Origin of the sequence: Bowdeniella massiliensis (assembly GCF_023634005.1) — a bacterium.
Taxonomy (GTDB): Bacteria; Actinomycetota; Actinomycetes; order Actinomycetales; family Actinomycetaceae; genus Bowdeniella; species Bowdeniella massiliensis.
Map to the genome: position 1 here is coordinate 1 of NZ_JALIQR010000021.1, position 26419 is coordinate 26419.

At 65.9% G+C, this 26419-nt stretch carries 29 protein-coding genes and 3 tRNA genes; 26 read left to right on the forward strand and 6 right to left on the reverse strand.

Annotated elements, in window-relative coordinates; genetic code table 11:
* Window positions 1-1015: 1015 nt before the first annotated feature.
* From MUN85_RS11920 to MUN85_RS11950, 7 genes are all read left to right on the forward strand, one after another.
* Complete coding sequence (locus MUN85_RS11920) at window positions 1016-1270, forward strand: DUF6458 family protein (protein WP_176780803.1); 255 nt, start codon at window positions 1016-1018, stop codon at window positions 1268-1270.
* A gap of 83 nt (window positions 1271-1353) precedes the next feature.
* A tRNA-Thr gene (locus MUN85_RS11925) sits at window positions 1354-1426 on the forward strand.
* Window positions 1427-1501: 75 nt separating this feature from the next.
* A tRNA-Met gene (locus MUN85_RS11930) sits at window positions 1502-1575 on the forward strand.
* Window positions 1576-1629: 54 nt separating this feature from the next.
* The gene (gene rpmG, locus MUN85_RS11935; protein ID WP_092566194.1) at window positions 1630-1800 is read left to right on the forward strand and encodes a 50S ribosomal protein L33; all 171 of its coding nucleotides are present in this window, start codon (window positions 1630-1632) and stop codon (window positions 1798-1800) included.
* Window positions 1801-1835: 35 nt separating this feature from the next.
* Window positions 1836-2300 carry an FAS1-like dehydratase domain-containing protein gene (locus tag MUN85_RS11940; protein ID WP_250506904.1) on the forward strand — a complete coding sequence of 155 codons (465 nt, stop codon included), beginning with the start codon at window positions 1836-1838 and terminating at the stop codon, window positions 2298-2300.
* A gap of 2 nt (window positions 2301-2302) precedes the next feature.
* Entirely contained in the window at window positions 2303-2710 is a 408-nt protein-coding gene (locus MUN85_RS11945; RefSeq protein WP_250506905.1) for a MaoC/PaaZ C-terminal domain-containing protein, read from the forward strand.
* Between the two features lie 13 nt (window positions 2711-2723).
* The gene (locus tag MUN85_RS11950; RefSeq protein WP_250506906.1) at window positions 2724-3911 is read left to right on the forward strand and encodes a UDP-N-acetylmuramate dehydrogenase; all 1188 of its coding nucleotides are present in this window, start codon (window positions 2724-2726) and stop codon (window positions 3909-3911) included.
* Here MUN85_RS11950 and MUN85_RS11955 read toward each other — a convergent pair.
* Genes MUN85_RS11955 through MUN85_RS11970 form a run of 4 tightly spaced genes read right to left on the reverse strand, consistent with a single transcriptional unit; the run spans window position 3898 to window position 7049 of the window.
* Entirely contained in the window at window positions 3898-4374 is a 477-nt protein-coding gene (locus MUN85_RS11955) for a YbaK/EbsC family protein (RefSeq protein ID WP_250506907.1), read from the reverse strand. The genes MUN85_RS11950 and MUN85_RS11955 overlap by 14 nt on opposite strands.
* A complete protein-coding gene (locus MUN85_RS11960) occupies window positions 4355-5140 on the reverse strand; it encodes an esterase/lipase family protein (protein ID WP_250506908.1) in 786 nt (261 codons plus the stop codon). The genes MUN85_RS11955 and MUN85_RS11960 overlap by 20 nt, the downstream gene beginning before the upstream one ends.
* Window positions 5137-6030, reverse strand: coding sequence for an alpha/beta fold hydrolase (locus tag MUN85_RS11965; RefSeq protein ID WP_250506909.1), 894 nt, complete (start codon window positions 6028-6030; stop codon window positions 5137-5139). The genes MUN85_RS11960 and MUN85_RS11965 overlap by 4 nt, the downstream gene beginning before the upstream one ends.
* Window positions 6027-7049, reverse strand: a complete 1023-nt coding sequence (locus MUN85_RS11970; protein ID WP_250506910.1) for an adenosine deaminase — start codon at window positions 7047-7049, stop codon at window positions 6027-6029. The genes MUN85_RS11965 and MUN85_RS11970 overlap by 4 nt, the downstream gene beginning before the upstream one ends.
* A gap of 43 nt (window positions 7050-7092) precedes the next feature.
* Here MUN85_RS11970 and MUN85_RS11975 point away from each other — a divergent pair, with 43 nt between their 5' ends.
* The 6 genes from MUN85_RS11975 (at window position 7093) to MUN85_RS12000 (ending at window position 11946) form a co-directional block, all read left to right on the forward strand.
* A complete protein-coding gene (locus MUN85_RS11975) occupies window positions 7093-8184 on the forward strand; it encodes a protein kinase family protein (protein ID WP_250506911.1) in 1092 nt (363 codons plus the stop codon).
* Entirely contained in the window at window positions 8171-8845 is a 675-nt protein-coding gene (locus MUN85_RS11980; protein WP_250506912.1) for a SanA/YdcF family protein, read from the forward strand. The genes MUN85_RS11975 and MUN85_RS11980 overlap by 14 nt, the downstream gene beginning before the upstream one ends.
* A 76-nt stretch (window positions 8846-8921) precedes the next feature.
* Entirely contained in the window at window positions 8922-9614 is a 693-nt protein-coding gene (locus MUN85_RS11985; RefSeq protein ID WP_250506913.1) for a DUF6318 family protein, read from the forward strand.
* Window positions 9611-10531 (forward strand): hypothetical protein, encoded by a 921-nt coding sequence (locus MUN85_RS11990; RefSeq protein WP_250506914.1) that lies wholly within the window; start codon window positions 9611-9613, stop codon window positions 10529-10531. Before MUN85_RS11985 ends, MUN85_RS11990 begins: the two co-directional genes overlap by 4 nt.
* A 79-nt stretch (window positions 10532-10610) precedes the next feature.
* Entirely contained in the window at window positions 10611-11315 is a 705-nt protein-coding gene (locus MUN85_RS11995) for a DUF6318 family protein (RefSeq protein WP_250506915.1), read from the forward strand.
* A 214-nt stretch (window positions 11316-11529) separates the two neighbouring features.
* Entirely contained in the window at window positions 11530-11946 is a 417-nt protein-coding gene (locus tag MUN85_RS12000; protein ID WP_250506916.1) for a YccF domain-containing protein, read from the forward strand.
* Between the two features lie 9 nt (window positions 11947-11955).
* On the opposite strand, the gene MUN85_RS12005 is transcribed toward MUN85_RS12000, so the two are convergent.
* Window positions 11956-13173: a pyridoxal phosphate-dependent aminotransferase gene (locus MUN85_RS12005; protein WP_431603564.1), complete on the reverse strand. Its 1218-nt coding sequence runs from the start codon at window positions 13171-13173 to the stop codon at window positions 11956-11958.
* A 225-nt stretch (window positions 13174-13398) separates the two neighbouring features.
* Between MUN85_RS12005 and MUN85_RS12010 the strand changes: the two genes are divergently transcribed.
* From MUN85_RS12010 to MUN85_RS12035, 6 genes are all read left to right on the forward strand, one after another.
* A tRNA-Trp gene (locus tag MUN85_RS12010) sits at window positions 13399-13474 on the forward strand.
* Window positions 13475-13566: 92 nt separating this feature from the next.
* On the forward strand, window positions 13567-13821 hold the full coding sequence (secE, locus tag MUN85_RS12015; protein ID WP_092566221.1) for a preprotein translocase subunit SecE: 255 nt from the start codon (window positions 13567-13569) through the stop codon (window positions 13819-13821).
* A 22-nt stretch (window positions 13822-13843) separates the two neighbouring features.
* Complete coding sequence (nusG, locus tag MUN85_RS12020) at window positions 13844-14527, forward strand: transcription termination/antitermination protein NusG (protein WP_250506918.1); 684 nt, start codon at window positions 13844-13846, stop codon at window positions 14525-14527.
* A 74-nt stretch (window positions 14528-14601) separates the two neighbouring features.
* Window positions 14602-15036, forward strand: a complete 435-nt coding sequence (gene rplK / locus MUN85_RS12025) for a 50S ribosomal protein L11 (RefSeq protein ID WP_092566223.1) — start codon at window positions 14602-14604, stop codon at window positions 15034-15036.
* A gap of 58 nt (window positions 15037-15094) precedes the next feature.
* Window positions 15095-15811: a 50S ribosomal protein L1 gene (gene rplA / locus MUN85_RS12030; RefSeq protein WP_092566225.1), complete on the forward strand. Its 717-nt coding sequence runs from the start codon at window positions 15095-15097 to the stop codon at window positions 15809-15811.
* 140 nt (window positions 15812-15951) lie between these two features.
* Complete coding sequence (locus MUN85_RS12035; RefSeq protein ID WP_250506919.1) at window positions 15952-16956, forward strand: alpha/beta hydrolase; 1005 nt, start codon at window positions 15952-15954, stop codon at window positions 16954-16956.
* A gap of 92 nt (window positions 16957-17048) precedes the next feature.
* Here MUN85_RS12035 and MUN85_RS12040 read toward each other — a convergent pair whose 3' ends face one another.
* Window positions 17049-17738 carry a FadR/GntR family transcriptional regulator gene (locus tag MUN85_RS12040; RefSeq protein WP_250506920.1) on the reverse strand — a complete coding sequence of 230 codons (690 nt, stop codon included), beginning with the start codon at window positions 17736-17738 and terminating at the stop codon, window positions 17049-17051.
* 201 nt (window positions 17739-17939) lie between these two features.
* On the opposite strand from MUN85_RS12040, the gene MUN85_RS12045 reads away from it, so the two are divergent.
* The 7 genes from MUN85_RS12045 (at window position 17940) to MUN85_RS12075 (ending at window position 26149) form a co-directional block, all read left to right on the forward strand.
* Entirely contained in the window at window positions 17940-19568 is a 1629-nt protein-coding gene (locus MUN85_RS12045; protein WP_250506921.1) for an ABC transporter substrate-binding protein, read from the forward strand.
* Window positions 19569-19699: 131 nt separating this feature from the next.
* Window positions 19700-20668, forward strand: coding sequence for an ABC transporter permease (locus MUN85_RS12050; protein ID WP_250506922.1), 969 nt, complete (start codon window positions 19700-19702; stop codon window positions 20666-20668).
* 2 nt (window positions 20669-20670) lie between these two features.
* Entirely contained in the window at window positions 20671-22716 is a 2046-nt protein-coding gene (locus tag MUN85_RS12055) for a dipeptide/oligopeptide/nickel ABC transporter permease/ATP-binding protein (RefSeq protein ID WP_250506923.1), read from the forward strand.
* The gene (locus MUN85_RS12060; protein WP_250506924.1) at window positions 22716-23504 is read left to right on the forward strand and encodes an ATP-binding cassette domain-containing protein; all 789 of its coding nucleotides are present in this window, start codon (window positions 22716-22718) and stop codon (window positions 23502-23504) included. Before MUN85_RS12055 ends, MUN85_RS12060 begins: the two co-directional genes overlap by 1 nt.
* 59 nt (window positions 23505-23563) lie before the next feature.
* Window positions 23564-24487 carry a dihydrodipicolinate synthase family protein gene (locus MUN85_RS12065; protein ID WP_250506925.1) on the forward strand — a complete coding sequence of 308 codons (924 nt, stop codon included), beginning with the start codon at window positions 23564-23566 and terminating at the stop codon, window positions 24485-24487.
* 16 nt (window positions 24488-24503) lie between these two features.
* Window positions 24504-25454, forward strand: coding sequence for an ROK family protein (locus tag MUN85_RS12070; protein ID WP_250506926.1), 951 nt, complete (start codon window positions 24504-24506; stop codon window positions 25452-25454).
* Window positions 25451-26149, forward strand: a complete 699-nt coding sequence (locus MUN85_RS12075; protein WP_250506927.1) for an N-acetylmannosamine-6-phosphate 2-epimerase — start codon at window positions 25451-25453, stop codon at window positions 26147-26149. Before MUN85_RS12070 ends, MUN85_RS12075 begins: the two co-directional genes overlap by 4 nt.
* Window positions 26150-26419 lie beyond the last annotated feature (270 nt).

Here is a 26419-nt window from a genome sequence, read left to right on the forward strand (position 1 = left end):
CGATGTCGCGAGACATCTGTCATGTGTCAGTGTGCTGTGGCTGTCAAGGATGTCGCGAGACAGCTGTCAAGTATCACCGGCCAGGCCCGCGCAGATTGGTGTCAACTATGTTCTGACACTGCACACCTCACCCGCCACCAGCCAAAACCCCCCGCGAGGGGGGTTTTCGCGTAACTATGCAGGAGGCTGACCACTACCGCAAACTGGCGGCACTGCCGCCGATGATAAGTTTCGAAAAAGTGCTCAGCTTTTTCTTCTTGGCTGGAGGTATTGTGTTACAGCTTTGGAGTGCGATAGCGACCGCACTGATCAGTGTCACAGTCGGACCACTAGTTGGTGGCGAAGTTCGAGGAGCGCTCTTAAGACGTTTGACGTCCCACGCTTCGCTTCGACAGTCCCTTAAAGGTCATACTTCGGCATTGCGAGAGCTTGACGCGCTCATATCGATAGAGGCAGCGGAGCTCAGGGCCCGAGAGACGCATCGTCTTACTCGGAAGGTCGATTGGTCTTCGGTGGGAGCGCTGGTGGTCGTAGGGATTGTCGGAGGAGTAATAGTGTTTGGTCTAGTGACGTGGGCTATCAGTGTGAGTGAAACTCCTATCGCATATTGGGGCCTTATACTCCTTGCCGTTGTTGTCGGTGTCTTTACGGTTGCGCTCGCGGGCGTAGGTATGAACCAACTCTTTGTTTCGACCCCTGACTCCAACAAATCGAAAGATCAGACGGCCCTGGTGGACTAAGTCCTGAGGCTGTTGCGGCCTGAGAAGGATTCAGGTGCAGGCATGCCTGCGGTTCCCACGGCGACACTGTGCCGATAGAGTTCCAGTCGATGTAGAGCGTCGTGTTCACGTATCGCTGCGACTCAACCCCATCCGTACAGCATCTGTCCAGCGGTCTTCTATATCGTTCATAGTTAGGAATTCACGCGCCCAACGCGCGCCCGTGGCTCCGACGTGTGAGGATGAAACCACCCTGTGGGCTTCCCCCGGAGCCCCGCATTCTTAAAGGAGAGACCATGTACCGCGGACCGTCCATTGGTTTTGGTGTTTTTCTCGCCGTCGTCGGAGCAATCCTCGCGTTCGCCGTCGCTGATCGCGTCCAGGGCGTCGATCTGCAGATGATCGGATACATCTGCCTGGCCGCCGGCATCATCCTCGTGCTCATCGGAATCGCGATGGGCGCGCGTTCCAACCGCAGCGCAACCGAGCGTCACGTCACGCGCGATGCAGCGGGCGGCACGCACGAATCGATCGAGCATCGCGACGTCTAAGAAGTCGCCGCAAAAAGTGTGTGGCACGACACCGGACAGCAATTTCCCTTTGTGCGCAGTTGTTGTGTAAAGTCGTCTACGCCGCCCCGATAGCTCAGTCGGCAGAGCGTCTCCATGGTAAGGAGAAGGTCAAGGGTTCGATTCCCTTTCGGGGCTCAGGTTCTGTCCAACGCTCGGCCGTAGTAGGCTGAGAGGTTGGAAAGAACTTTCGGATGTGAAAGCATCCAGCCTGGCGGGGTAGCTCAGATGGTTAGAGCGCACGACTCATAATCGTGAGGTCGCGGGTTCGATCCCCGCCTCCGCTACTAACTTTTCAGTAAGAACCGCTTCGCGGTTACCGCCAAACGTGAGGATATATCGTGGCCAGCAAGTCCGCGGATGTGCGCCCGAAGATCACCCTTGCTTGCGAGGACTGCAAGGAGCGCAACTACATCACCAAGAAGAACCGACGGAACACTCCGGATCGGCTTCAGCTCCCCAAGTACTGCCCCCGCTGCAACAAGAAGACCAATCACCGCGAAACGCGGTAGGGCGGCGGGTCAGGTCTTCTAATACGCTAGAGGGCATGACTGAGACAACCAAGAGACCCACGAGTGTCAACACTGACCTCGTGGGTCGCTTTTATGGTCCCCACACCTACGAGGTGGCCGCGGTAAAGCTGCGGGAATTCGCAAGCGCCACGGGGGCAACCAATCCCATCCACTTCGAGCGCGCCACGGCCCAAACCGAGGGTTACCGTGACGTCGTCGCGACCCCGACGTTCGCCGTCGTGCCCGCCCAGGCGGCCGAAGCCTCCTATATCAGCGACCCGGAATCCGGGATCGACTTCTCCCGCGTCGTGCACGCCGAGGAGTCATTTTCCCACGTGCGTCCGATCGTCGCGGGCGATGTGCTGTCGACGACGGTCCAGGTCGCTTCAATCACCGACCGGGGGCCGCTGACGCTCGTGACCACGAGTGCCCGGATCGAAGACGCCGACGGCGAACTCGTCGCTACCGTGACCTCGACGCTCGCCGTGAGAGGAGCCTAGCCATGACATCCCAGATCACCGTCGGCGACGAACTTTTCCGCCGCACCGTCTCCCTCACGCGCAAGGACCTCGTCGCTTACGCCGCAGCGTCCGGCGACCACAACCCGATCCATTACAACGATGCCGCCGCAAGCGCCGCCGGCCTGCCCGGCGTGCTCGCCCACGGCATGCTCACCCTCGGCGTGGCCGCGAGCGCCGTCGAAGATTGGGCCGGCGACCCCCACCTCATTAAGGAGATCGGCACGCGCTTTTCGCGGCCGGTCGTCGTGCCGGGCGATGGCGAGGCGAGCCTGGAAATTATCGGGACCGCGGGCGAGGTCGATGCCGAGAGCGTCCGCGTCGATATTGCCGTGCTGCACGAGTCCAAGGGCGTCCTGACGCGCGCCCGCGCCATCGTCTCGCGGGCCTGAGTACAGTGGAGCTATGAGCTGCTCCATCCCCGAACCGGGCCCCGATATCACCGTTGAACCCGTCGCCTCGTGGGCGCCGCGCACGGAGCGATCCCAGCCCCCGACGTTCGCCGAGCTCACGACCTTGCGGGTCGGGGGCGAGATCGCGAACTACGTCGAGGTGGACTCAACCGAGGCGATGATCGAGGCCGTGCGGGAGGCCGACGAGCAGGGGCGCGAGCTCCTCGTCCTCGGCGGCGGCTCGAACCTCGTGGCGCGCGATGAGCGCTTCGAAGGCGTCGTCGTTCGCGACACCCGGCAGCACATCGAGCTGGAATCCGAAGACGGCTGTGGGGGAGCGGCGCTGCGGGTCTCGGCGGGCCAGCCCTGGGACGCGTTCGTCGCGCACACGATCGAAAACGCCTGGATGGGCGTCGAAGCGCTCTCGGGCATTCCCGGCACCGTGGGCGCGGCCCCTGTGCAAAACGTCGGCGCCTACGGCCAGGAAGTCTCCGGAACGATCTCAGCGGTGCGCGTCTATGACCGGCTCGAGCGCGAGCGGCGCCTGCTGACCCTCGCCGAGCTCGGCTTCGGCTACCGCACCTCGCTGCTCAAGCGCTCGCTGAGCGATGCGGAAGCCGGCGGCGGGCGCACCTGGGGGCCAACGGGCCGCTACGTCGTGCTTGAGGTCTCCTTCCAGATGCGCAATGCGTCGCTGTCCGAGCCGATCCGCTACGCCGAACTCGCGCGCACCCTCGGCGTCGAGCTGAACGACCGCGCCCCGGCGATCGACGTGCGTCAAGCCGTGCTGCAGCTGCGCCGCTCCAAGGGGATGGTCCTTGATGCGGGCGATCACGACACGTACTCGGCGGGTTCGTTCTTCACCAACCCCGTCATCGCTGCCGAGCACGCCGACCGGCTGCCCGAGGGCGCGCCGCGCTTTGCCGTGACCGACCCGACGAAGGTGCGCAGCATCGGCCAGCAGCCGCCCGTCGTCGAGGGCCTGGTCAAGACGAGCGCCGCCTGGCTCATCAACCACGCGGGCTTCGACAAGGGCTTCGGCCTGCCCGGCCCCGCGGCGCTCTCCACGAAGCACGCGCTCGCGATCACTAATCGGGGTGGCGCGAGCGGCGCGGATGTGCGCGAGCTGGCGCGGCAGGTGCGCGAGGGCGTGCAGGAGGCCTTCGGTATCGAGCTCGTGCCCGAACCTATCCTGCTGTAGCGATCGCGGCTAGGCGCGCGCCGGTCAGGCGTGCAAAGTCCGCATAGGCGAGTTCGAGGTTGCGGCCGCGAGCCCCGGCGGAGACGACGAAGCTCGGCTCTGCCGCTGCGCTGGAATCGACGAGGCAGGCAAGCGCGCTGCGCGAGGCGAGGGCGGTAATCCCGCCCATGACGTACCCCGTCGCGCGCTCGGCCACGGCCCGATCGGCCAGCCGCGCCTTTTTTGCGCCAAGCTCTTGCGCCACGGCCCGCAGATCCAGGCGCGCGGCGACGGGCACGAGCGCGAAGGCCAGCGCTCCGCCGGAATCGACGACGAGCGTTTTGAAGACGCGATCGGCGCCGAGGCCCGTCTTCGCGACGGCCTCCGCGCCAAAGTTCGTGGCGGCCTCATCATGCTCATAGCTGCGCACGCGCACGGGAACGCCCTGGCGGGCACACAGCGCCTCAGCTCGCGTCGCGGCCATCGCCTGCCTCCATGGACGCGACTGCCGCTTCCACGGCGTCGATCACGGGCGGTGCGGACAGCACCGCGAAATGCCCAGGCGTGGGGACCGCGATATTGCGGGCGCCCGGCAGGCGCGAGCCGAGGGGGATGTGCGGGTCGAAGCTCGGGTGGATCGAGACGATGCGCGCATCCGAGGGATGCGGCCGTTGGGCCGCGGCGATGAGCGGCGAGCCCGGCCGCAGCGACCGCACGCCGAGCCCGGGCCAAAACAGCGCCGCATAGGCCGAGCCGTGCCACGGCGTGGCGAGCGCGACCATGCCGCGGACGCGTGCGCCCTGCGCGCCCATCATGACCTCCTTGCCGATGAGGCCGCCCTTGGAGTGGGCGAGCAGCACGACGTCGCTGAGCTCGCGCTCGGCAAGGAAGCGTTCGACGCTCGCGCGCAGCACGGCCATCGGCGCGAGCTGGCGGTACAGGCGCGGCACGCGGTGGATCGTGTGGCCGCGGCGAGCGAGCGGGCGCGTGAGCTCGCGCAGGTCGGCGGCCGTTTCGTAAATGCCGGGCAGCACCACGATGTCGAGCCGGCGCTGCGGGGGCAGCGGACCCGCTCCGGCAAGCCGCGCGGCGAGGCGGTCCAGCGGCGCGCGCAGGCGCAGCATCGCAAGCGAGCGGTAATCGGCCGACCAGTCGCGCCAGTGCGGCAGCGAGGACACCAGATCGCGGCCGATATCGCGGGTAGCGCCACGGGCGCGGCGCGCGGCAGCGAGCAGGCGTCGAAGGATCACGGCGTAGGGGCGTCGTCGGCGACGAAATCGGAAATGAGCTCGAAGACTTCGCGGTCGTGGGCGTAAATCACCGAGTGCGCGGCGCCCGCCACGACGTGTGGGTTGCGGGCGCCTAGCCGCTGCAGCCATGGCGTCGGCGCGACGTAATCGAACTCGCCGCGCACGAGCAGGGTGGGCTCGGCCACGAGCTGGATGCGCTCCTCGATCGGGTAGCGCATCATCTGCGGCAGCACGTCGACGAACCAGGCGAGCCCGCACTGCAGGTAGGCGCGGATCGCGATGAGGCGCAGGCTGCGCGTTTCATGCAGCGAGGACTGCATGAAGCGCGTGAGCTGGCGCGCCACGTTGCGCTCCGCGTCGTTGACGGGTGGACCGATGAGCACGGCGCGCTCGGCGTAACCGGGCGCGCGGGCGAGCAGCTCGGTGACGACCTGCGCGCCCATGGAATGCCCGACGATGACGGGGCGATGCACCCCATGCGCGGTCAGCACGTCGTGGACGATCGCGGCAAAGCCCGCGATGGAGAGCACCTCGGGCGGCTGCGGCAGGTTCGCGAAGCCCGGCAGGTCGATGAGGAAGACGTCACCGAGGCGGGCTAGGTCCTCAGAGAGGTTGACGAAATAGTGCGAGGAGACGCCGATCCCGTGGATGAGCACGAAGGTGGGGCGTTCGGGGGCCTCGGCCGTGCCGGCGGGCGACAGGCCCGGGAACCGGTCACCGGGCGCCGCGCCCGGGCCGGAGTAGGCCTTGCGGAAGATCCGCACCCAGCAGCCGTCGACTTTCACGAGCTCGGCCGACAGGCGATCGAGCGGGTCGTCCTTGCGGGTGCGGATCGGGCGCAGCTGCAGCGGGCGAACCCGGCGCCACGGGCGGAGAGGGCCGTCGGTCACTGCTCGCTCGCCTCCCACGCATCGACCTCGGCGAGCCAGGTGCGCTTGGAGGTATCGGAGGCGAGCGAGGCGCGGATCGAGGAGCGTGCAAGGTTCGCGATCTGTGCGTCGCTCAAGGCGTGATCGCGCCGCGCAATCTCGTACTGGTCGACGAGTCGGGAATGAAACAGCAGCGGGTCGTCGGCGCCAAGCGCGATTTCGGCGCCCGCATCGATCAGGGTGCGCAGCGGCACCTGCGACGGCCCGGCGTACACGCCGAGCGAAACGTTGGAGGCCGGACACACCTCGAAGGCGATCCCATCGGCGACGAGGCGCTCCAGCAGGGCCGGATCCTCCCCGGTGCGCACGCCGTGGCCGAGCCGGCGCGGCTTCAGGTGAGCGACGACCTGACGCACGTGATCGGGACCGAGCAACTCCCCGCCGTGCGGCACGCCCGGCAGCCCGGCGTGGCGCGCGAGGCGGAAGGCGGGCGCAAAGTCCGAGGTATCGCCCGCCCGCTCGTCATTGGACAGCCCAAAGGCGACGACGCCGCCCGGCGCGTCGGAGGCGTACTGGGCGGCGAGACGCGCCAGCGTGCGGGCATCGAGCGGGTGGCGGATGCGGGAGGCGGCGACGATGACACCGACCTCGACGCCCGTCGCGGCCGACGCGGCCTTTGCTTCGTCGACGATGATCTCCAGCGCCGGGGTGATGCCACCGACGAAGGGGGCGTAGGAAGTCGGATCGACCTGGATTTCTAGCCGACGACTGCCCTCTGCGGCGTCGTCCTCGGCGGCCTGCCGAACGATCCGGCGCATGCTCGCTTCGCTGCGCACAACGGCCCGCGCCGCGTCGTAATGCCGCTGGAAGCGGAACCAGCCGCGCTGATCGGCCGGCACCCGCAGCGCCTGATTATCGGTGAGCGATTCGGGCAGCCGCACGCCGAGATCGTGCGCAATATCGATGAGCGATTCGGGACGCAGCGAGCCCGTGAAATGCAGATGGAGGTGCGCCTTCGGGAGGGTAGAAAGATCGCGCACGTCCCTATTCTGACAGATTTCGCGCATGTGGTTGGATAGCGGCATGACGCACTCCCTCTCCGTTCCCGCAACGGGCCACCGCGCCGAGCCCGCCCCGTTGCTGGCCGCCGCGGCCGCGGCCCTGGGAACGCCCCTGACCAGCGAGCGCGTCATCGCCCGCTACCACCTGCCATACGAGGTCGTCCTGCTCGACGCCGACGTCGCGGGCGAGCGCCAGCGCCTCATCCTCGCCGACGCCCCCACCGGCCCGCTCATCGCGCGCTACCCGCACGACCCGGCCCTACCCGAGCTCGCCGAGCTGCTCGACCGGGAGGGGGCGCGCCTCATCGCCTACCGCCCGACGCGCCGCGCGGTAATCGCGCTCGGGTCCACCGCCTACGCCAAACTCGCCGCCCCCGCGCGCATCGCGCGCCTCATCCGGGCCCACGACCTCCTGGCCGCCGCGGGCCTGCCGGTCGCACCCCTGCTCGAGCGCCGCGAGGGCTACGTCGTCATGGCAAAACTCGCGGGCACACCGCTGACGAGGCTGCTCGCCGCCGCCGGCGGTTCGGCCACCTACCGCCAGGTGCGCACGCTGCTCGATCGCCTGCCGGCCGCCGCCACGCGCCTGCCGCGCCGGCGCGCCTGGTGCGAACGCATCGCCACGCACGCCGCGCTCGCCGCGCGCCTAGTGCTCGACGCTCGCATCGAGGCAGTCGCGGATATCGTCGCCGCCGAGGTCGCCGCCCCGGCCCCCGGGCCCCTCGTGCCCACCCACGGCGACCTCTACGAGTCAAACGTCCTGACCGACGGGCGCGCCATCACCGGCCTGCTCGACGTCGACACCCTTGGGCCGGGCTATCGGATCGACGACATTGCCTGCCTGCTCGGCCACCTCGCGGCCGTGCGGCGCTACCGCGACGAGCCGGCCTACCGCCGCAGCGTCGACGAGCTGTTCGTCGCGGCGAGTGCGGATCACGACGCGGAGCGCCTCGCGCGTCGCACCGCCGGCATCCTGCTCACGCTCGTGCCCGGCGCCCTGCGCGCCTCGCGCCGCGAGCGCGCCGACCAGCTCGATCTCGCCGACCACCGCATCACGACCGCCGCCGCCTTCGCCCGCGGCGGCCCCGCAGGAGGGCGCCATGACCGAGCCTGACGCGACGATGCCCGAGCCGTCCCGCCGCCTCATGCCCCGCAGCACGCCCCGCAGCACACCCCGCCGCCGCAGCCGCCGCCGCATCGTCGCCATCGCGGCGAGCATCGCGCTGCTGCTCGCGTTCGCACCCCAAGCCTGGCGCTACGGCGCCGCATCCGGCCGCATCGACAGCGAGCGCGCCGAGCAGGCCGACGTCATCGTTGTCCTCGGCGCCGCGATTTGGGGCGCCGACACCCCCTCGCCCTACCTGCGCTTCCGCCTCGATACCGCCGCCGCCCACCATCACCCCGGCACGCCCGTGATCGTCTCCGGCGACGGCCGCGACGCAGCCTGGTCCGAAGTCGCCGTCATGCGCAGCTACCTTGAGCGCGCCGGCATCCCCGCCGCCGACATCACCGAAGACCCCGCCGGGCTCGACTCCATCAGCACCTGCCGCTTCGCGCGCGAGACCCACCCCGGCGCCCGCATCGCCCTCGTCTCCCAGCGCTACCACCTGCCCCGCGCCATCGCCCTGTGTCGCGCCCTCGGCGTCGACGCTTACGGACTCGCCGACGACGAGGGCAAACGCTTCTCCTCGACGTGGTACTCCGGCGTCGCCCGCGAATTCCTCGCCACCTACAAGGCCGCCGCCGAGACGCTCGCCGCCCGCATCTCTCGCTAACCGCGCCCCACGGTCGTTATCCACAGATCAGACAAAGTGGTTCCATCCCGACGCATCTCTCGCTACTGTGAGCGTCATGACTTTAGTGTCGCGTTCCCTGGCTCGCACCGCTGCATTCGCGCTTGCTTCCGCTCTCGCGTTGTCTGCCTGTACTAGCGGGGGCCAAACCGATCCTCCAACATCCAGGCCATCAACCACGACGCCTACTGCGGACCCGAGCTCATCCGAGTCCACTCCCGCACCTGGCGAGTGGACGCTCGATGATCTCAAGGTTGGAGCGCAAGTCCCCAAGGAGGACCTCGAGCGCCTGTTCCCCGCGTGGGACAAACCCACGCCGCCAGCAACACTTACCGAGGAATCCGAGCAGGGCGCCAAAGACGCCGCCGTCTACTTCAGCGATATTGTCGAATACGCGATAGCCACACGCGACGTTACTCCAATAAACGAAATCGACTCCGAGCTCTGCCAGAACTGTGACGCGTTACGGAGCCTGATTAAATCGGATCAGAGTAAGCGATTTCTCCGCACCAAACCTAGCTTTGTCGTAATTTCAGCGTCGAAGGACCCAGACGTTGAAGGACTTTACGACATTAGGCTTCAGTCTCAAGTCGATATGTATGTGCGACTCGATGCGTCTCGTACATCAGTTGAAAAGGTCGGGTCGAGCGGAACGGAAGAGGTGGAAGATAGCGAAATCTCTCAGTACATAGCATTTGAAGAAGGGCGCTGGCAGCCTCTCGGCCTGAATCTGGTTGAGGAACAATCGTGAGATTTGCGAAGTCAGCTGTGGTGCTGGTCTTGACTGGTTTCATCCTCGTGAGTGAACCGAAGGCCGTTGCTTCCCCTTCATTCGGATGCGAAAACTCAGACACGAAATCGTATTGTGGTGCACTAGCTGAGACTCAGGAGAATGGGCTCCTTGCACTTCAATCCTCACGCGCCTCGAAAGACACGGACCGCCGTGAGAAGCCTCCAAAGCGACAGGATTCCAATGCGGGTCTGCCGGTGGAGGAGTATTTTGGGTTGCCGTCGGCTGGTTTTGAGATGGTGGCGATCTGTCCGCATCCAACGAATCCGAGGGTGGAGATTGAGTGTCGGGAGTTCCCGTCTTCGGATGTGAAGCCGGTACGGATCGAGGCCCGCCCAGCGGGGCAGGCGGCAGTGCCTCCCAGGCCGTTGTCGATTGAGGAGTTTAAGGACTTCCCGGTGGCGAAGGGCGAGTTGCTGATCCAGCCGGATCAGGGTCGGCATACGGTGAATATGCCGGTTGTTGTGGCAACCACCGCGCGCCAACACGTGGTCTCCGGTGACTTGTTGGGGTTCGCGTTCCATGTGCGTTTCACTCCGGTATCGCACGCGTTTGATTATGGCGATGGTAGCGCCCCGTATGTGACGGGGGATCCGAATACTCCGTATCCGAACCAGAGGTTTTGGCATGAGTGGTGGACCATTGGGGACAAGACGATTTCGGTGACTACTACGTGGTCGGGGGCCTACCAGGTGGCAGGTTCGGCTTGGGTTGAGGTACCCGGCACCCTAGAGACGACCGTTTCTTCTGAGCCGCAGCGGGTTGATGAGTACCATATTTTGCTGACTGATCCTGATAAAGCTACCGGCGGTAAACACCACGACTCGGATTATGACTGGCTCAAGGGCACGCCACTGGACCCCAACAACCAGCCCTAACACCATGCCACAAACACCCCCGCCATCCCCACAGGTCACCGACGTGAGACCACCTCTTGTAGCGTCCACTAGCGCGGGCATGGGCAAGGAATCGCTACGCTTTCCGGCTTGCAACTCGCTGCGCGCAGCTGGTCGCGCTGCAACTCTCGCTCTCGCCACGGTTCTGGTGTTGTCTGCATGTTCCACGAGCAAGCCCGCAGATCCACCGACATCGGCGACTTCGCATACGGCGGGTGCCGCGAGCCCGAGCCCATCGGAGTCCACTCCCGCGCCTGGCGAGTGGACGCTCGAGGACCTCAAGGTCGGAGCGACGGTTCCGAAGGAGGACCTCGAACGGCTGTTCCCCAGGTGGTCCAAACCCACCCCGCCGGCAACGCTGACCGAAAACTCCGAACAAGGAGCCAAAGACGCTGCCGTCTACTTCGACGCCCTAGCTAAAAGAGCATTCCAAACAAGGGACGTTGACCTCATCAGCCGGATCGACGACGGCAACTGCTTCAACTGCGATGATGTCAGGACCTTTATTCAAGTAGAGACTCCGCGAAACGTTTATTCGACTCCTCTAGAAAACACGGAGATCGTTGCCACCCAGGACATTGAAGACGCTGTCCTATATGAAGTCGCGATCACCCAAGATGTTGCCATGTCCGTTCAACTAGATGGGCACGGCGATCGAATTGAGGAAATCTCCGAGGGCGGTGCGGTAACGTCCTACTACTACGTGAAGTTCCTCGATGGTAGATGGTCGGCTCTTTATATCAACCTCGACCGTAGTCAGTTCTGAACCGTATGGGCCTCACGAATCTCCTTATGCTGACAGCATCTGTATGCTCGTGCTGCGGCGATCCCGGTTCCCGACTCGCACGTCCCACCTAGCAATGCAATGCACCGGCGTGCTGGTGCATCACACGCGTGTGGCGGAATACCTGCCAGCTGCACCTCGTTTGAAGAAGTAGAGGGGAGCATCGGCTCCTCACCGCGACTACAACGGGGGACTTATGCGAGCACTACTGAACATCATTTGGCTAGTTTTTGGTGGCTTCTGGCTGGCGCTCGGCTACATGCTCTTTGGCCTGATCGCCTGCCTGCTGATCATCACCATCCCGGCAGGCATCGCCTCATTCCGGATGGCCAGCTACGCACTGTGGCCCTTCGGTCGAACCATCGTCCAAGACCCGCACGCGGGAGGATTTAGTGCGGTCGGCAACGTGATTTGGTTCTTCGTCGCGGGCTTGTGGCTCGCGATTGGACACGTCATGACAGCTGCCGCTCAGGCCATCACCATCGTTGGAATCCCGCTCGCGATTGCGAACATCAAGATGATCCCAGTGACGTGCTTCCCCTTCGGCAAGTTCGTTGTCTCGACGGCGGCGGTGCCCCCGGGCTACACCCAGGTTGATGCCGTCCGTCTCTAGCGCGACGCGTTAGCGGGCGAGCAGCCGCTGGATTCGCTCGATGCCCTCGACGAGGTCCTCATCTGACAGGGCGTAGGACAGCCGAAGGTATCCGGGAGTGCCGAATGCCTCGCCCGGGACCACGGCGACCTCGACCTGATCGAGGATGACATCGGCCAGATCCGCCGACGACGTGATCTCCACGCCCCCGACCTCGCGGCCATAGACACCGTGCACATCGGGGTAGGCGTAAAAAGCGCCGCGCGGAGTCGGGACGGAAAAGCCATCGATCTCGCCGAGCATTCGGACCATCGTCTGGCGACGACGATCGAAGGCCTCCCGCATCCGGTGGACCTCGGTCAGCGGGCCGGTCAACGCAGCGATTGCGGCGCGCTGCGCAACGTTGCAGACGTTGGACGTGAGGTGCGACTGGAAGGAGGTCGCCGCCTTGATGACATCGGACGGGCCGACCATCCAGCCCACGCGCCAGCCTGTCATGGCATAGGTCTTTGCGACGCCGTTCAGCACGATCGTCTGATCAGCCAGCTCCGGAACGAGACGCAGAATCGGCGAAAACTCCGCGTCGTCATACGTCAGGTGCTGATAGATCTCATCGGTAATGACCCATACGCCGTGCTCGAGCGCCCACTGGCCAATCGCCGTCGTTTCCTCGGCTGTGTACACCGCGCCCGTCGGGTTCGACGGGGAACACAGCAACACGACCTTGGTGCGCTCGGTGCGGGCCGCCTCTAGTTGCTCAACGCTGACCTTGTAATCGGCCTCGGCGCCCGCGACGACGGGCACCGTGACGCCACCAGAAAGGGCGATCGCCTCCGGGTAGGTCGTCCAATAGGGGGCGGGCAGGATGACCTCATCGCCCTCGTTGAGGATCGCGGCGAAGGCCTGGAAAACGGCCTGCTTGCCGCCGTTTGTCACGAGCACGTCCTCTGGCGAGATCTCGTAGCCGGAATCGCGCAGCGTGGCCGACGCGATCGCCTCGCGCAGCGCCGGCAGCCCCTTGGCGGGGGAGTAGCGGTGATTGACCGGATCCACGCACGCGGCTACGGCAGCATCGACGATCGCTGCCGGCGTCGGAAAGTCGGGCTCGCCCGCACCGAAACCAATGACGGGCCGACCCGCAGCCTTCAGGGCCTTAGCCTTGGCATCCACGGCCAAGGTCGCCGACGGGGCGATCGCGGCGAGCCGAGCGGATAAGCGAGCGTGGGGTGCATGTTCAGTCGTAGTCACACACCACATTGTGGCGGGCATCGCCCCATTTACCTAGCGGAGATCATCATCCGGACCTGCCAAATCGCCGCGTCACCCTTACCCCGCCGCGCGTCGCCGCGGAGCGATTAGACCGCGGCCGCCCCGACCCCATATGATGGACCGGCGCACGTGACGAAGACTATACGAGCCGCAGGAAAAACTGCGGTAGACTCGTGCGAGTGCCCGCTACCTCGGTAGCGGACTAGGGCAGTGGCGCAATTGGTAGCGCACCGGTCTCCAAAACCGGCGGTTGTGGGTTCGAGTCCCTCCTGCCCTGCCAGACCAGCTCGCGGTTCGGCGAAGCGTGGCATCCAGGTCCTCGCCCACCCGGCCGCGAGGGCCTGATTTTTTGTCGAGATTGAAGGAGCCAGCGTGAGCCAATCCGCTGAGACCGGGGCCAACAAGCCTCGCAGCGCGCCCAAGGGCGAAAACCGCGGCCTGTTCGCACGCATTGCGCTGTTCTACCGCCAGGTGGTGGCAGAGCTTCGCAAGACGGTTCGCCCGACGAAAACCGAACTGTGGACGTTCTTCACCGTCGTCCTCATCTTCGTCATCGCCGTCATGGCGTTCGTGGGAGTTCTCGACTTCATGTTCGGCAAACTCATTCTCGCAATCTACGGCCGCTAGGCAGTAAAGGCAGGTACCCCCCGTGTCCGACTCGTTAGAAACAACCGAATCGTCACCGGTCGAGGAACCCTCGACTACCGACGACGCGGTCGCAGTCGACCCGTTGGAAGACCTGCGCCGGTCCCTGCGCATGCAGGACGGCAACTGGTACGCCATCCACACCTACGCCGGCTACGAGCGCAAGGTGAAGGCCAACCTGGAAATGCGCAGCGAGTACCTGCAGGTCGAGGACAAGATCCACGAAGTTCAGGTCCCGATGGAAGACGTCATCGAGATCAAGAACACCAAGCAGAAGAAGGTCTCGCGCGTCCGCATCCCGTCCTACGTCCTCGTTCGTCTCGACGACGATGAGTCGACGTGGGACCGCGTCTGGGACGCCGTTCGTCACACCCCGGGTGTCACCGGTTTTGTCGGCGACGCATACCATCCGATCCCGCTGACGCTCGACGAGGTCTTCGACATGCTCGCCCCCTCGGTCGCGCAGCAGGAGACCGAAGTGGCCGGCTCCCCGGCCGCCGAGGCCACCCCGATCCTCGTGGACTTCGAGGTCGGCGAGGCTGTCACCGTCACCGACGGACCGTTCGAGACGATGGCCGCCACGATTTCCGAAATCGACCCGGCAGCCCAAAAGCTGCAGGTGCTCGTCACAATCTTCGGCCGGGAGACCCCGGTCGAGCTGAGCTTCGACCAGGTGAAGAAGGACTAGCTCCACTTCCCCCGATGCTCACCGCCGGTGCCTGCCGGCAACACCACTACATATCCAACAGATAAGGACCCGACATGCCTCCCAAGAAGAAGGTTGCTGGTCTGATCAAGCTCCAGATCCAGGCCGGAGCGGCTAACCCCGCCCCGCCGATCGGTCCCGCGCTCGGTCAGCACGGCGTCAACATCATGGAGTTCTGCAAGGCGTACAACGCCGCGACCGAGTCGCAGCGTGGCAACGTCGTGCCGGTGGAAATCACCGTCTACGAAGACCGCTCCTTTACCTTCATCACCAAGACCCCGCCGGCCGCGGAACTCATTAAGAAGGCCGCCGGCCTGCAGAAGGCCTCCGGTCGCCCGAACACCGAAAAGGTGGGCAAGCTGACCCGCGCCCAGGTCGAAGAGATCGCCAACACCAAGATGGCCGACCTCAACGCTAACGACATCGACGCCGCCGCGAAGATCATCGTCGGCACTGCCCGCTCCATGGGCATCGAGGTCGAAGGCAACTAACCCCCGACGTGGCAGGAGCCGCGCAGCTCCGTACCACAACTGCAAGGAGAAAAAGCAGATGGCAAAGCGCAGCAAGAACTACATCAAGGGGCAGGAAAAGATCCACCCCGGCGAGGTGTACGCGCCCCTTCAGGCCGTGCGCATCGCAAAGGAAACCGCCACCACTAAGTTCGACTCCACCGTCGACGTCGTCTTCCGACTGAGCGTCGATCCCCGTAAGGCAGACCAGATGGTGCGCGGCACCGTCAACCTGCCGCACGGCACCGGCAAGACCGCCAGGGTCCTGGTCTTCGCCACCGGTGAGCGCGCCCAGCAGGCACTGGACGCGGGAGCCGACGAGGTCGGCGGCGACGAGCTGATCGAGAAGGTTGCGGGCGGCTACACCGACTTTGACGCCGCCGTCGCCACCCCCGACATGATGGGCAAGGTTGGCCGTCTCGGCCGCGTGCTCGGCCCCCGTGGCCTCATGCCGAACCCGAAGACGGGCACCGTCACCATGGACGTGGCTAAGGCCGTCAACGACATCAAGGGTGGCCGCATCGAGTTCCGCGTCGACAAGCACGCCAACCTCCACTTCCTCATCGGCAAGGCCTCCTTCACCGAAGAGCAGCTCGTGGAAAACTACGCCGCCGCGCTGGACGAAATCCTGCGCCTGAAGCCGGCCTCCTCCAAGGGCCGCTACATCCGCAAGGCGACGATGTCCACGACGATGGGCCCCGGCATTCCGCTGGACGCCACCAAGACCCGTAACCTCACCTCCGAGGACGCGTCCTAAGGCGTAGCACCGACACCCACGCCCCATCGGCCACCTGCTGGCCGGTGGGGCGTTGTCGATCCAACCGCCGTCATCACGTCGCCACCGGCCGCGCTATGATCGGGGCGACGCACCCCCCCGAACGCACCAAGGAGACTGCCATGAAGGCCTGGACGATCGCCGCGCTTGCCGCCGCTACGGGCGCCGGAGCATGGTTCGCGCGCCGCCACCGTCAGGTCCAACTGGCCCATCCCAGCCTGCGTCACCGGCTCAACTATCGCGTGCTGCCGGTCAACAACCCGCTCGTCCTTGCCTACTACCAGCACATCGTGCACAAGCCGACTCCCGTCCTGGAGGGCGTCAGCGTCGAGCACCTCCAGATCCCCACCGCGGCTCCGGACGACGACCACCTCGTTGACCTGTATGTCTATACCCCGCAGGCGGGTGTCACGTCCCGCGGCGCGCTGCTGTGGGTCCACGGCGGCGGCCTCATTATGGGCAGCGCCGCCCTCGACCACACGCACTGTTCGCAACTCGCACTCGACCTCGGCATCACCGTCGTCTCCGTCGACTACCGCCTCGCGCCGCACCACCCCTTCCCCGCAGCACTCAACGATTGTTTCGCGGCCCTGGCGTGCCTCGCCGACGAGGCCAAGAAGGGCCGATTCGATCCCGCGCGCCTCGCGATCCTTGGCGCATCCGCCGGTGGGGGACTGGCAGCCGCGACGGCTCAACGCGCCCACGACGAGGGGATCACGCTCGCCCTGCAAGGCCTCATTTACCCGATGCTCGAATCCGGCACGGGGCACACGCCCACGCCCGGCAAGGGCGAATTCTCTTGGACCCCCTCGGCCAACCGTTATGGCTGGCGCAGCTACCTCGGACGCGACGTCACCGATCGCGACGGGCGCCCCTACGCGGTGCCCGCCGAGCGCGAGGACCTGTCTGGCCTAGCGCCGGCGTGGATCGGGGTGGGCGAACTCGATCTGTTCTACGATGAGGACCTGCGATACGCCGCGCGCCTTCGCGCAGCCGGCGTCCCCGTCGACCTCGTGACCGTGCCGGGCATGTACCACGCCGCCGACGGTCTGCGTCCCGAAGCACCTGCGATGCTCGAATTCCGCGCCGCCATGCTCAGCGCCCTGCGAGGAGCCCTCGCCTCCTAGCGCCGGCGACACACAACCGAGCGCGGCCGCGCGCAGCCACTCGAAGCCGCGCTAAGGGCGCCCGACGGCCTACGCGGTGCGCGCCTGACCGACTACTCGGTGCGCGCCTCCTGCTCGGCCTCAAAGCGCTCGATATTGCGCTTCAGCGGCGCATAGTGGCTCGCAACCGCGGCCAAATATCCAGCCAAATCGCCTTCCTGCGCCGAACGCAGCATGTCCCCGTGCGAGCGCGCCGTCACCGCAATGTCCTCCGGTGTCGGCACGCCGAGCATCGGCGCCGTCACCGTGTGAATCTTCCAAAACGCCTCCACGAGCTGCGTGAGCAGTGTCGAGGCAAGCGGCTCCACCAGGCGCACATGAAAAGCCCGATCCTCGTTGACGAAAATCTCGCCACGGTCAGCCTTCTCAGTCATGTCTTCGACGAGCTCATCGAGCTCCGGGTGCAGCTTGCCACGCATGAGCTCGACGAGGCTCGGGCCGATCGAGACATCGAGGCGGTGGCGCACGTCGACGATCTCTTTCAGGATCTGCAGGCTCGAGCCCTGCTGCGACATCGCGCCGCGAAAGACGATCGAGTCGATCATCGGCTGCAGCGACATCTGGCCGACGAAGGTGCCCGTGCCGTGACGCACCTCCACGATGTCGAGAGCGCTCAGCGTACGGATCGCCTCGCGCACCGAGGAGCGGGAGACCTCCAGCATGTCGCACAGTTCGGACTCGGTCGGCATGGGGTCGCCGGGGCGCAGGCCCTCGCGCAAAATGAGGTCCTTAATGTGCTGCATCGTGGCGTTGTGAAGGAGTCGAGCCGCTCGCGGCTTTGGGGGCGGGTTCGCCATCTGGCTACCTTTCGTGACTGTGGGCGAAAGTGCAGTATAAGCGCCTCACACGTCGGCGTGTGAGAGTTCTTGCGCTTGTCTGCTCTTCCATGTACCCTAACCTTACCAGCGTCAGACATCAGACGTCCGATATGTCAGGAGACTTCAATGATGAATCCAACGGGAGGGACGGATCGCCGCGGCTTTCTGAAGCTTGCGGGCACCTTCACTGCTGCGGCCGGCATCGCGGCCACACTCTCAGCCTGTGGCGGCGACAAGGGCGGATCCTCCACTACGAGCCCGGCGACGGGCGGCACCGGTAACGGTGGCGGCGGCGAAGGCGGCACCATCAACGCCGGCATTTCGTACGAGCTCGGCACCAACGGCTACGACCCCATGACGACCACCGCGGCACTGACCGTCGCGGCGAACTGGCACACCATGGAGGGCCTGTTCGAAATCATGCCGACGGAAGACCGCACCTGCTACGCGGCTCTGTCTAAGGACTCCGAGCCCGTCAAGGTCGACGACACCACCTACGAGGTCACGCTGCGCGACGGCGCGAAGTTCCACAACGGTGAGGACGTCACGGCCGAAGACGTCGCCTTCTCCTTCGAGCGCGTGCTCGATCCGGCCAACCAGTCGTTGTACGCCGGCTTCATCCCCTTCCTGGACTCGGTCCAGGCCAAGGACGATAAGACCGTCACGCTGAAGCTCAAGTACCCCTTCTCCCTGCTGAAGGAGCGCCTGGCAACCGTCAAGATCGTCCCCAAGGCCGCTGCCCAGGACAAGGAAGCCTTCGACGCCAACCCCGTCGGCACCGGCCCCTACAAGATGACCGACAACGGCGCCGCCTCGGCCCAGGTCGTCTTCGAGAAGTTCGCCGACTACACCGGTCCCAAGCCGGCCAAGGCCGACAAGATGGTCTGGCAGATCCTGCCCGACGCCTCCACCCGTACCAACGCCATCGAGTCCAAGTCCGTCCAGGCAATCGACTCGGTGCCCTACCTGTCCATCGACCAGGTCAAGGGCTCGGCAAACGTCGAATCCGTCCAGGGCTTCGGGCTGCTGTTCATCATGTTCAACAACGGCGATAACTCACCGATGAAGGACCAGAAGAACCGCCAGGCCGCGATGTACGCGATCGACATGAACAAGGTCATCACGACGGGCCTGCTCGGCCAGGCCTCCCCGGCCAAGTGCTTCGTGCAGGAAACGCACCGCGACTTCAAGGAAGCCAAGGTCGTCTACTCCCTGGACGCCGACAAGTCCAAGTCCCTGCTCGGCGAAACCGGCCTGACCAAGGTGCGGATGAACGTCACCGACCACGACTGGGTCAAGCAGTGCACCCCCATCATCAAGGAATCCCTTGAAGCCGTGGGCCTCACGGTCGAGTTCAACGAGATGCAGTCCGCAGATCTGTACAACACGATCGATTCCAACGATAACTGGGATATCGTCGTCGCCCCCGGTGACCCCTCCGTCTTCGGTGACGACGCCGATCTGCTGCTGCGCTGGTGGTTCGGTGGCGACATCTGGACCGATACCCGCATGCACTGGAAGGGCACGGATTCCTACAACCAGGTCACCGAACTGCTCGCCAAGGCCTCGGAGCAGACCGGCGATGAGCAGCAGGCCACCTGGCACCAGGTCTTCGACATCATCTCCGAGCAGGTGCCGCTCTACCCGCTGTTCCACCGCAAGGCGCCGTCCGCGTGGGACCCGCAGACACTGCCGGACTTCAAGCCGATCTCGCTGACCGGGTTGTCGTTCGTCGACGTGTCCACGACGCAGTAACCCTCCAGCTGCGCTTGCCAAAGTTGGCGGCCATCTCCCTGCGATGGCCGCCAACTTCGTGCCCGCGAGCTCCTCATCGCCGAGTTGAGCCGCCCGGCCACCCATCTGCCACCACAAGGAAGTAGACCCGCGTGTCCAACCTCATCCGCCTCATTGGAAGGCGACTGGTCGCACTCCCGATCATGATTCTCGGAGTGACGTTCCTCGTCTTCTTCGTCATGTCGTTTTCCCCGGCCGACCCCGCTCGCCTCGCGCTCGGTGAATCAGCCTCCGCCGAAGCGGTGGAAGCCTACCGCAACGAGCACGGCCTAAACGATCCTCTCCTCGTGCGCTACGGGCGCTTCCTGTGGGGACTGATCACCCAGTTCGACCTCGGCCGCTCCAAGGGCAACACCTCGGTCAACGAACTGATCGCCAACGCCTTTCCCATCACGCTGCAGCTGACGTTCATCGGCCTCGCCATCGCGATCGTCATCTCTTTCGTCCTCGGCGTGATCGCCGCCCTGTACCGCGACCGCTGGCCCGATCAGGTCATCCGCGTCGTCTCCATTGCTTCCCTGGCGACGCCCTCGTTCTGGCTCGCGATCCTCATGATCCAGGCCTTCGGCACCGTGCCATCGGGAACGGGGACATTCCCAGCGCTCGTTACCAATTGGGTGCCCTTTAGCCAGGACCCCGAAACCTACCTGCGAAATATCTTCTTGCCGGCATTCGCGCTCGCCATCCCCGTCTCGGGTTCGCTCACGCGAGTTATCCGCACGGCCATGGTGGAAGAACTCGACAAGGACTACGTGCGCACCGCGATCGGTGCCGGCATCCCCAAGGGCGTCGTCATCGGGCGCAACGTGCTGCGCAACGCGCTCATCACGCCGATCACCGTCCTTGGCCTGCGCGTCGGCTACCTCATGGGCGGCGCCGTCGTCATCGAGATCATCTTCAACATTCAGGCGATGGGCCAGCTCATCCTCGACGGCGTCAAACGTAACGACGTTTTCCTCGTCCAGGGAGTGACGCTCACCGTCTCGATCGCCTTCATCTTGATCAACATCGTCGTTGACCTGCTCTACGTCCTGGTCAACCCGCGCATTAGGAGCGTGTAGTCATGCGTCGCAGACTGACCGAACGCCTCTCGCAGCCGGGACTGAAGTTCAACTCCTCCCGGTTCTCCCTCGGATCGAAGATTGCCCTCGGGGTCCTCGGCCTCGTCATCTTGCTCGCGATCTTCGCGCCGCTGATCAGCAAGTTCGACCCGCTAGCGACCTCGCTGCCACTCGACCCCGAAATCGCCGGCCCGCCCGCCGAAGGCGAACTGCTCTCGCCGTCGGTCGAGCCGAGCTCAACCTTCTGGTTCGGCACCGACGGAACGGGCCGCGACATCTTCGCGCGCGTCGCCTACGGTGCCCGATCCTCGCTGCTCATCGGCCTGTTCGCCACGGCGATGGCGCTCGCGGTCGCCGCCGTTCTCGGCTCGATCGCCGCGACCGCCAACAAGGTCGTCTCCGAGATCCTTATGCGCGTGCTCGACATCATCATGTCCTTCCCGGGCATCGCGCTCGTCGCCGTCTTCGTGGCCTCCCTCGGCAAATCCGTGGGCGTCATCATCTTCGCGATCGGCTTCCTCTACATCCCTCAGCTCTCACGTATCGTGCGAGCCAACGTCCTGTCCCAATTCGGGGAGGACTACGTCTCGGCCTCGCGCGTCATGGGCGCGAACACGACGTGGATCCTGATGAAGCACGTGGCGCGCAACTGCATCGCACCGATCATGGTCTTCGCCACCGTCCTCGTGGCTGATGCCATCGTGCTGGAGGCCTCGCTGTCCTTCATCCAGGCCGGCGTGCAGCCGCCCGAGCCGAGCTGGGGCAATATCCTGGCCGATGGCAAGCAGCTGTTGACGACCGGCCGCTGGTGGCCGACGTTCTTCCCGGGCCTGATGATCCTCATTACGACGCTGTCGCTGAACGTGCTGGCCGAGGGCCTGACCGACGCCATGGCCGCGCCCCGGGCCCGCGTCAACGTCAAGGTCAAGGACACCGACGAGGAAGAAGCCGCCGGCTCCACCGCCGCGGCGATGGTGGCCGCGCACAAGGAGCAGGCCGCGCTGCTGGCCGAGCGCCTGGCCGCGCTGCGCGCCTCCGAGCTGGAGCGCACCGACCGCCTCGTCCTCACCCCGGATCAGGCGGCAGCCGAACCGCTGCTGGAGGTCAAGAACCTGTCGATCGCCTTCCCGGCCGCGCACGGCGATGTGCCGATCGTGGATAACGTCTCCTTCTCGGTGCGACCGGGCGAAACCATGGGCCTCGTCGGAGAATCTGGCTGCGGTAAGTCGATCACCTCCATGGCAGTCATGGGGCTGCTGCCGGATACCGCGAAGATCACGGGCGAAATCCTCTTCAAGGGCAAGAACCTCGTCGGGCTGGACTACAAGGCGCATAACGCGCTGCGCGGCCACGAGATGGCGATGATCTACCAGGATGCGCTCTCCTCGCTCAACCCGTCGATGCTCATCCGCAGCCAGCTCGCCCAGCTCACCAAGCGAGGCGGCCAGCGCACCGCTGAAGAGCTGCTCGAGCTCGTCGGCCTCGATCCGGTACGCACCTTGAAGTCCTACCCGCACGAACTGTCCGGCGGCCAGCGCCAGCGAGTGCTCATCGCGATGGCACTGACCCGCAACCCGAGCCTCGTCATCGCCGATGAGCCAACGACGGCCCTGGATGTCACCGTGCAAAAGCAGGTCGTCGATCTGCTGAACGAGCTGCGCGAAAAGCTCGGCTTCGCGATGGTCTTCGTCAGCCATGACCTCGCGCTCGTTGCCCAGCTCTCGCACCGCATCACCGTGATGTACGCGGGCCAGGTGGTCGAGCAGGCGCCGACGCGCTCGCTGCTGACCAACCCGCGCCACGAGTACACCCGCGGCCTGCTCGGCGCGGTGCTATCGATCGAATCCGGCGCCGGGCGCCTGCACCAGATCCCGGGCACGGTGCCCTCGCCGCGCGAATTCGTCTCCGGCGATCGCTTCGCCCCGCGTTCCTCCCACCCGGAGATCGGGCTGGAGACCCGTCCCGAGCTCATCACTGCTGACGCGCAGGAACACCTTTTCGCCCAGCACCCGGACCTCGCGGCCTACCTGTCGAAGGAGTCAGTCTAATGAGCGAGCCACCCGTCATTGAACTGCGCGGCGTGCACGTCATTCACACCTCGCGCACGGGAAAACTGTTTCGGCCCGATAAGGTCCATGCCGTCAACGACGTGAGCCTTGCGGTCCACCGCGGCGAGACCCTCGGGATCGTCGGCGAGTCCGGCTGTGGCAAGTCCACGACGGCGCGCGTCATGGTGGGGCTGCAGGCGCCCACCATGGGCGAGGTGCTGTTCAAAGGCAAGCCGATGCAGCACAACGCTAAGTCCCGCAAGGAGCTGGGGCGTGCGATCTCCGTCGTCTTCCAGGATCCGGCCACCGCGCTCAACCCGCGCATGGTGGTGCGCGATGCGCTGACCGACCCGCTGAAGGTTCACGGCATTGGCGACGCCGCCTCGCGCCTGGCACGCGTCAAGGAGCTGCTCGATCTCGTCGGCCTGCCCCAGTCCGCGCTCGATGTGCTGCCCCGCCAGATCTCCGGCGGCCAGCGCCAGCGCGTGGCGATCGCGCGTGCTCTCGCGCTCGAGCCCGACGTCATCATCGCCGACGAGCCCACCTCGGCGCTCGACGTGTCGGTGCGGGCGCAGGTGCTCAACCTGTTGACGGACCTCAAGGGCCAGCTCGGCCTCGGCCTCGTCTTCATCTCCCATGACATCAACACGGTGCGCTATATCTCCGATCGCATCGCGGTGATGTACCTCGGCAAAATCGTCGAAGAACAGCCAACGGCTGATATCTTCGCCAATCCCCACGATGAGTACACCAAGATGCTGCTCTCCGCGGTCCCATCCCTTGCCTAGCGGCGCCCTGCGCGTCGCAAAGCCTCGCTTCGCAACCAGTTGAGAAAGAAGATTTCACCATGAATGCGCCATTGCGCGGCGTCGTGCCTCCCGTCGTTACTCCTTTTCGCGACGATGGCACGGTCGACATTGCGTCCCTGACCGGGCTCGTTAACTACCTCATCGACGCCGGCGTCCACGGCCTGTTTGCCCTCGGCTCGACCTCCGAAGTCGCCTACCTGACCGACGATGAGCGCGATCAGGTCTTGCGCGCGACGGTCGAGGCGGCGGCGGGCCGGGTGCCCGTCATCGCGGGCGTCATGGACATGACGACCAAGCGCGTGATCGAGCAGGGGCTGCGGGCCAAGGAACTCGGCGTCGACGGACTCGTCGTAACCGTGCCGTTTTACGCCCTGAACGACGAAAGCGAGATCGCCGATCACTTCCGCGCGGTCGCGAGCCAGACGGGGCTGCCGATCTACGCTTATGACGTGCCGGTGCGCGTCAACCGCGTCAAGCTCTCGCTGCCGCTGCTCATGATGCTCGCGAACGAGGGCGTGATTGCGGGCGTGAAGGACTCCTCGGGCGACGACGTCGCCTTCCGTCGCCTCGTCATGGCCAATCGCGATGCCGGCAGCCCGCTGGCGCTGCTCACCGGCCATGAGCTCGTCGTCGACGGCTGCCTGCTCATGGGGGCCGACGGCGTTGTGCCGGGCTATGGCAACGTTGATCCCGCGGGCTATGTGGCGCTCTTCGAGGCCGCCGAGCGCGGTGACTGGGAGGCCGCCCGGGCCGAGCAGGATCGCCTCGCCCGCGGCTTCGAGATCGTCTTCGCCCCGCGCGGCCGCTCCGGCGACGTCACCGGAGTCGGTGCCTTCAAGACGGCGATGGTCGCCCGCGGCATCATCCCGAACAACGTCATGGCCTTCCCGAACCGGGCGCTCAGCGAGCAGGACGCTGCCCGCGTCAGCGAGATCGTCGCGGCCAACGGCCTGTCGAAGTAGCCGCGGAGGCACGCACATGACCACCGCCCTCGGAATCGACCTCGGGGGAACGAAGATCGCCGCGGCCCTCGTCGGGGCCGACGGGGACGTCCTCACTCCCGTGCGCACCCGCCCGACGCGCGCCCGCGAAGGAAGCGCGGCGATCCTTGACGATATCGCCGCCCTCGCGCGCACGGTCCTGGCCGACGGCGCGGCAGCCGAGCTAGCGCCCGCCACGGCAGTTGGCCTCGGCAGCGCGGGCGTTATCGACTCAGCCGCCGGTACCGTCGTGTCCGCAACGGATGCGATCACCGGGTGGGCGGGCACGGACCTCGCCGGCGGCCTTGCCTCCCGGCTCGAGACCGCCACAGCGATCCGCGTCGTCAACGATGTGGACGCCCACGCCATGGGGGAGGCCTTCAAAGGCGCCGCTGCCGGCGCCCGCATCGCGGCCATGATCGCCGTGGGCACCGGGGTCGGCGGGGCGATGGTCGTCGACGGCGAGCCGCTCGGCGGCGCCCACCACTTCGCCGGAGAAATCGGACACATGCCCATTCCAGGCGCGGAGGGCATCGCGTGCACCTGCGGCATCGCGGGCCACCTCGAGGCGATCGGTGCTGGTCCCTCCCACGTGCGCGTCTACCATGCACGCGGCGGTGATCGCTCGGTGACTAGCGCCGTCGAGGTCTACGCCCGAGCCCGGCGAGGCGAGGATCTCGCCGCAGCAGTCATCGCCGATGCCACGCGCGCAGTGGGCCTCGCGATCGCCGCGATCGTCGCGGTCACTGACCCGGATGTCGTCGTCCTCGGCGGCGGTATGCTCGGTGCCGGCACCGCCTGGATCGACCCCGTCATCGCCACCGCCCGGGCGAACCTCGTGCCGCTCGTGCGTGATGTGCCCATCGTGCCCGCAGCCCTTGGTACCCACGCCGCGATCGTAGGCGCCGCCCGCGCCGCATTCCTTGCCACCGAGAGGACCTCCCAATGATCCACCGCACCGACCTCGTCGCCTCGCTCAAGGGCGGCCTCATCGTCTCCTGCCAGGCCTACCCGGGCGAGCCGATGCGTCGCGCGGAGGTCACCGCCGCCATGGCGCAGGCCGTCGTCGACGGGGGAGCCGCTGCCGTGCGCGTGCAGGGCGTCGCGGATATCGCCGCCGTCCGCCAGGCCGTCGAAGTCCCCGTCGTGGGCCTCATTAAGTACGGGCACGAGGGCGTCTACATCACGCCGTCCATCGCGCACGCCCGCGCCTGCGCCTACGCGGGTGCCTCCATTATCGCGATCGACGCGACGCTGCGGGAGCGCGGCGAGCAGGAGACCTTCGCCGACGCCGTCGCCGCAATCCACGACGAGTTTCCGGGCGTTGCGATCATGGCGGACTGTGCCTCGCTGACCGACGCCAAGGCAGCCGAGGATGCGGGCGCCGACATTATCGGAACGACGCTCGCCGGCTACACCCCCGGCTATGAGTACGCGCGGGAGAAGACCGACGGTCCCGACGTCGACTTCGTCCGCGAGGTCCTCGACGCTGTCTCCGCGCCCGTCGTCGTCGAAGGGCGGCTGCATCGCCCGGAGGATGTGGCCCGCGTTTTCGAGCTCGGCATCCACGCCGCGTGCGTGGGAACGGCCATCACTCACCCGACGACGATCACCCGCTGGTTCGCCGAAGCCGCCGGCAACTAGCGCCCTGAGCTGCCTCGCGGCGGCTTCGACGAGCGCGTCCCAGCGCCAATGTGCGCCACGAGGAACGGGGAGGCCCCCGCCACCAGGTCTTGGTGGCGGGGGCCTCCCCGTTGCTACGTCTTCGTGTGGGTGTGCGTTAGAAGGGTGGTGGTCCGTTGAGGGCTTCGTCGAAGCGCCAGTCGTTGGCTAGGGTGAAGCCGCGCGGCTGCGTTCCCGCGGGTGCCATGACCGAGTCGGCCGCCGCGGTGGTAGACAGTTGGTGATCGTCTG

Excerpts from the sequence above, each read along its gene's own strand:
- MUN85_RS11940 (WP_250506904.1), top strand. The coding sequence starts at position 1,836 with ATGACTGAGACAACCAAGAGACCCACGAGTGTCAACACTGACCTCGTG.
- MUN85_RS12075 (WP_250506927.1), top strand. The coding sequence starts at position 25,451 with ATGATCCACCGCACCGACCTCGTCGCCTCGCTCAAGGGCGGCCTCATC.
- MUN85_RS11950 (WP_250506906.1), top strand. The coding sequence starts at position 2,724 with ATGAGCTGCTCCATCCCCGAACCGGGCCCCGATATCACCGTTGAACCC.
- MUN85_RS12070 (WP_250506926.1), top strand. The coding sequence starts at position 24,504 with ATGACCACCGCCCTCGGAATCGACCTCGGGGGAACGAAGATCGCCGCG.
- rplK (WP_092566223.1), top strand. The coding sequence starts at position 14,602 with ATGCCTCCCAAGAAGAAGGTTGCTGGTCTGATCAAGCTCCAGATCCAG.
- MUN85_RS11945 (WP_250506905.1), top strand. The coding sequence starts at position 2,303 with ATGACATCCCAGATCACCGTCGGCGACGAACTTTTCCGCCGCACCGTC.
- MUN85_RS12040 (WP_250506920.1), bottom strand. The coding sequence starts at position 17,738 with ATGCAGCACATTAAGGACCTCATTTTGCGCGAGGGCCTGCGCCCCGGC.
- MUN85_RS11980 (WP_250506912.1), top strand. The coding sequence starts at position 8,171 with ATGACCGAGCCTGACGCGACGATGCCCGAGCCGTCCCGCCGCCTCATG.
- MUN85_RS11975 (WP_250506911.1), top strand. The coding sequence starts at position 7,093 with ATGACGCACTCCCTCTCCGTTCCCGCAACGGGCCACCGCGCCGAGCCC.
- MUN85_RS12060 (WP_250506924.1), top strand. The coding sequence starts at position 22,716 with ATGAGCGAGCCACCCGTCATTGAACTGCGCGGCGTGCACGTCATTCAC.
- MUN85_RS12000 (WP_250506916.1), top strand. The coding sequence starts at position 11,530 with ATGCGAGCACTACTGAACATCATTTGGCTAGTTTTTGGTGGCTTCTGG.
- MUN85_RS11955 (WP_250506907.1), bottom strand. The coding sequence starts at position 4,374 with ATGGCCGCGACGCGAGCTGAGGCGCTGTGTGCCCGCCAGGGCGTTCCC.
- MUN85_RS12065 (WP_250506925.1), top strand. The coding sequence starts at position 23,564 with ATGAATGCGCCATTGCGCGGCGTCGTGCCTCCCGTCGTTACTCCTTTT.
- MUN85_RS12045 (WP_250506921.1), top strand. The coding sequence starts at position 17,940 with ATGATGAATCCAACGGGAGGGACGGATCGCCGCGGCTTTCTGAAGCTT.
- MUN85_RS11985 (WP_250506913.1), top strand. The coding sequence starts at position 8,922 with ATGACTTTAGTGTCGCGTTCCCTGGCTCGCACCGCTGCATTCGCGCTT.
- MUN85_RS11920 (WP_176780803.1), top strand. The coding sequence starts at position 1,016 with ATGTACCGCGGACCGTCCATTGGTTTTGGTGTTTTTCTCGCCGTCGTC.
- MUN85_RS11995 (WP_250506915.1), top strand. The coding sequence starts at position 10,611 with ATGGGCAAGGAATCGCTACGCTTTCCGGCTTGCAACTCGCTGCGCGCA.
- rplA (WP_092566225.1), top strand. The coding sequence starts at position 15,095 with ATGGCAAAGCGCAGCAAGAACTACATCAAGGGGCAGGAAAAGATCCAC.
- MUN85_RS12035 (WP_250506919.1), top strand. The coding sequence starts at position 15,952 with ATGAAGGCCTGGACGATCGCCGCGCTTGCCGCCGCTACGGGCGCCGGA.
- MUN85_RS12055 (WP_250506923.1), top strand. The coding sequence starts at position 20,671 with ATGCGTCGCAGACTGACCGAACGCCTCTCGCAGCCGGGACTGAAGTTC.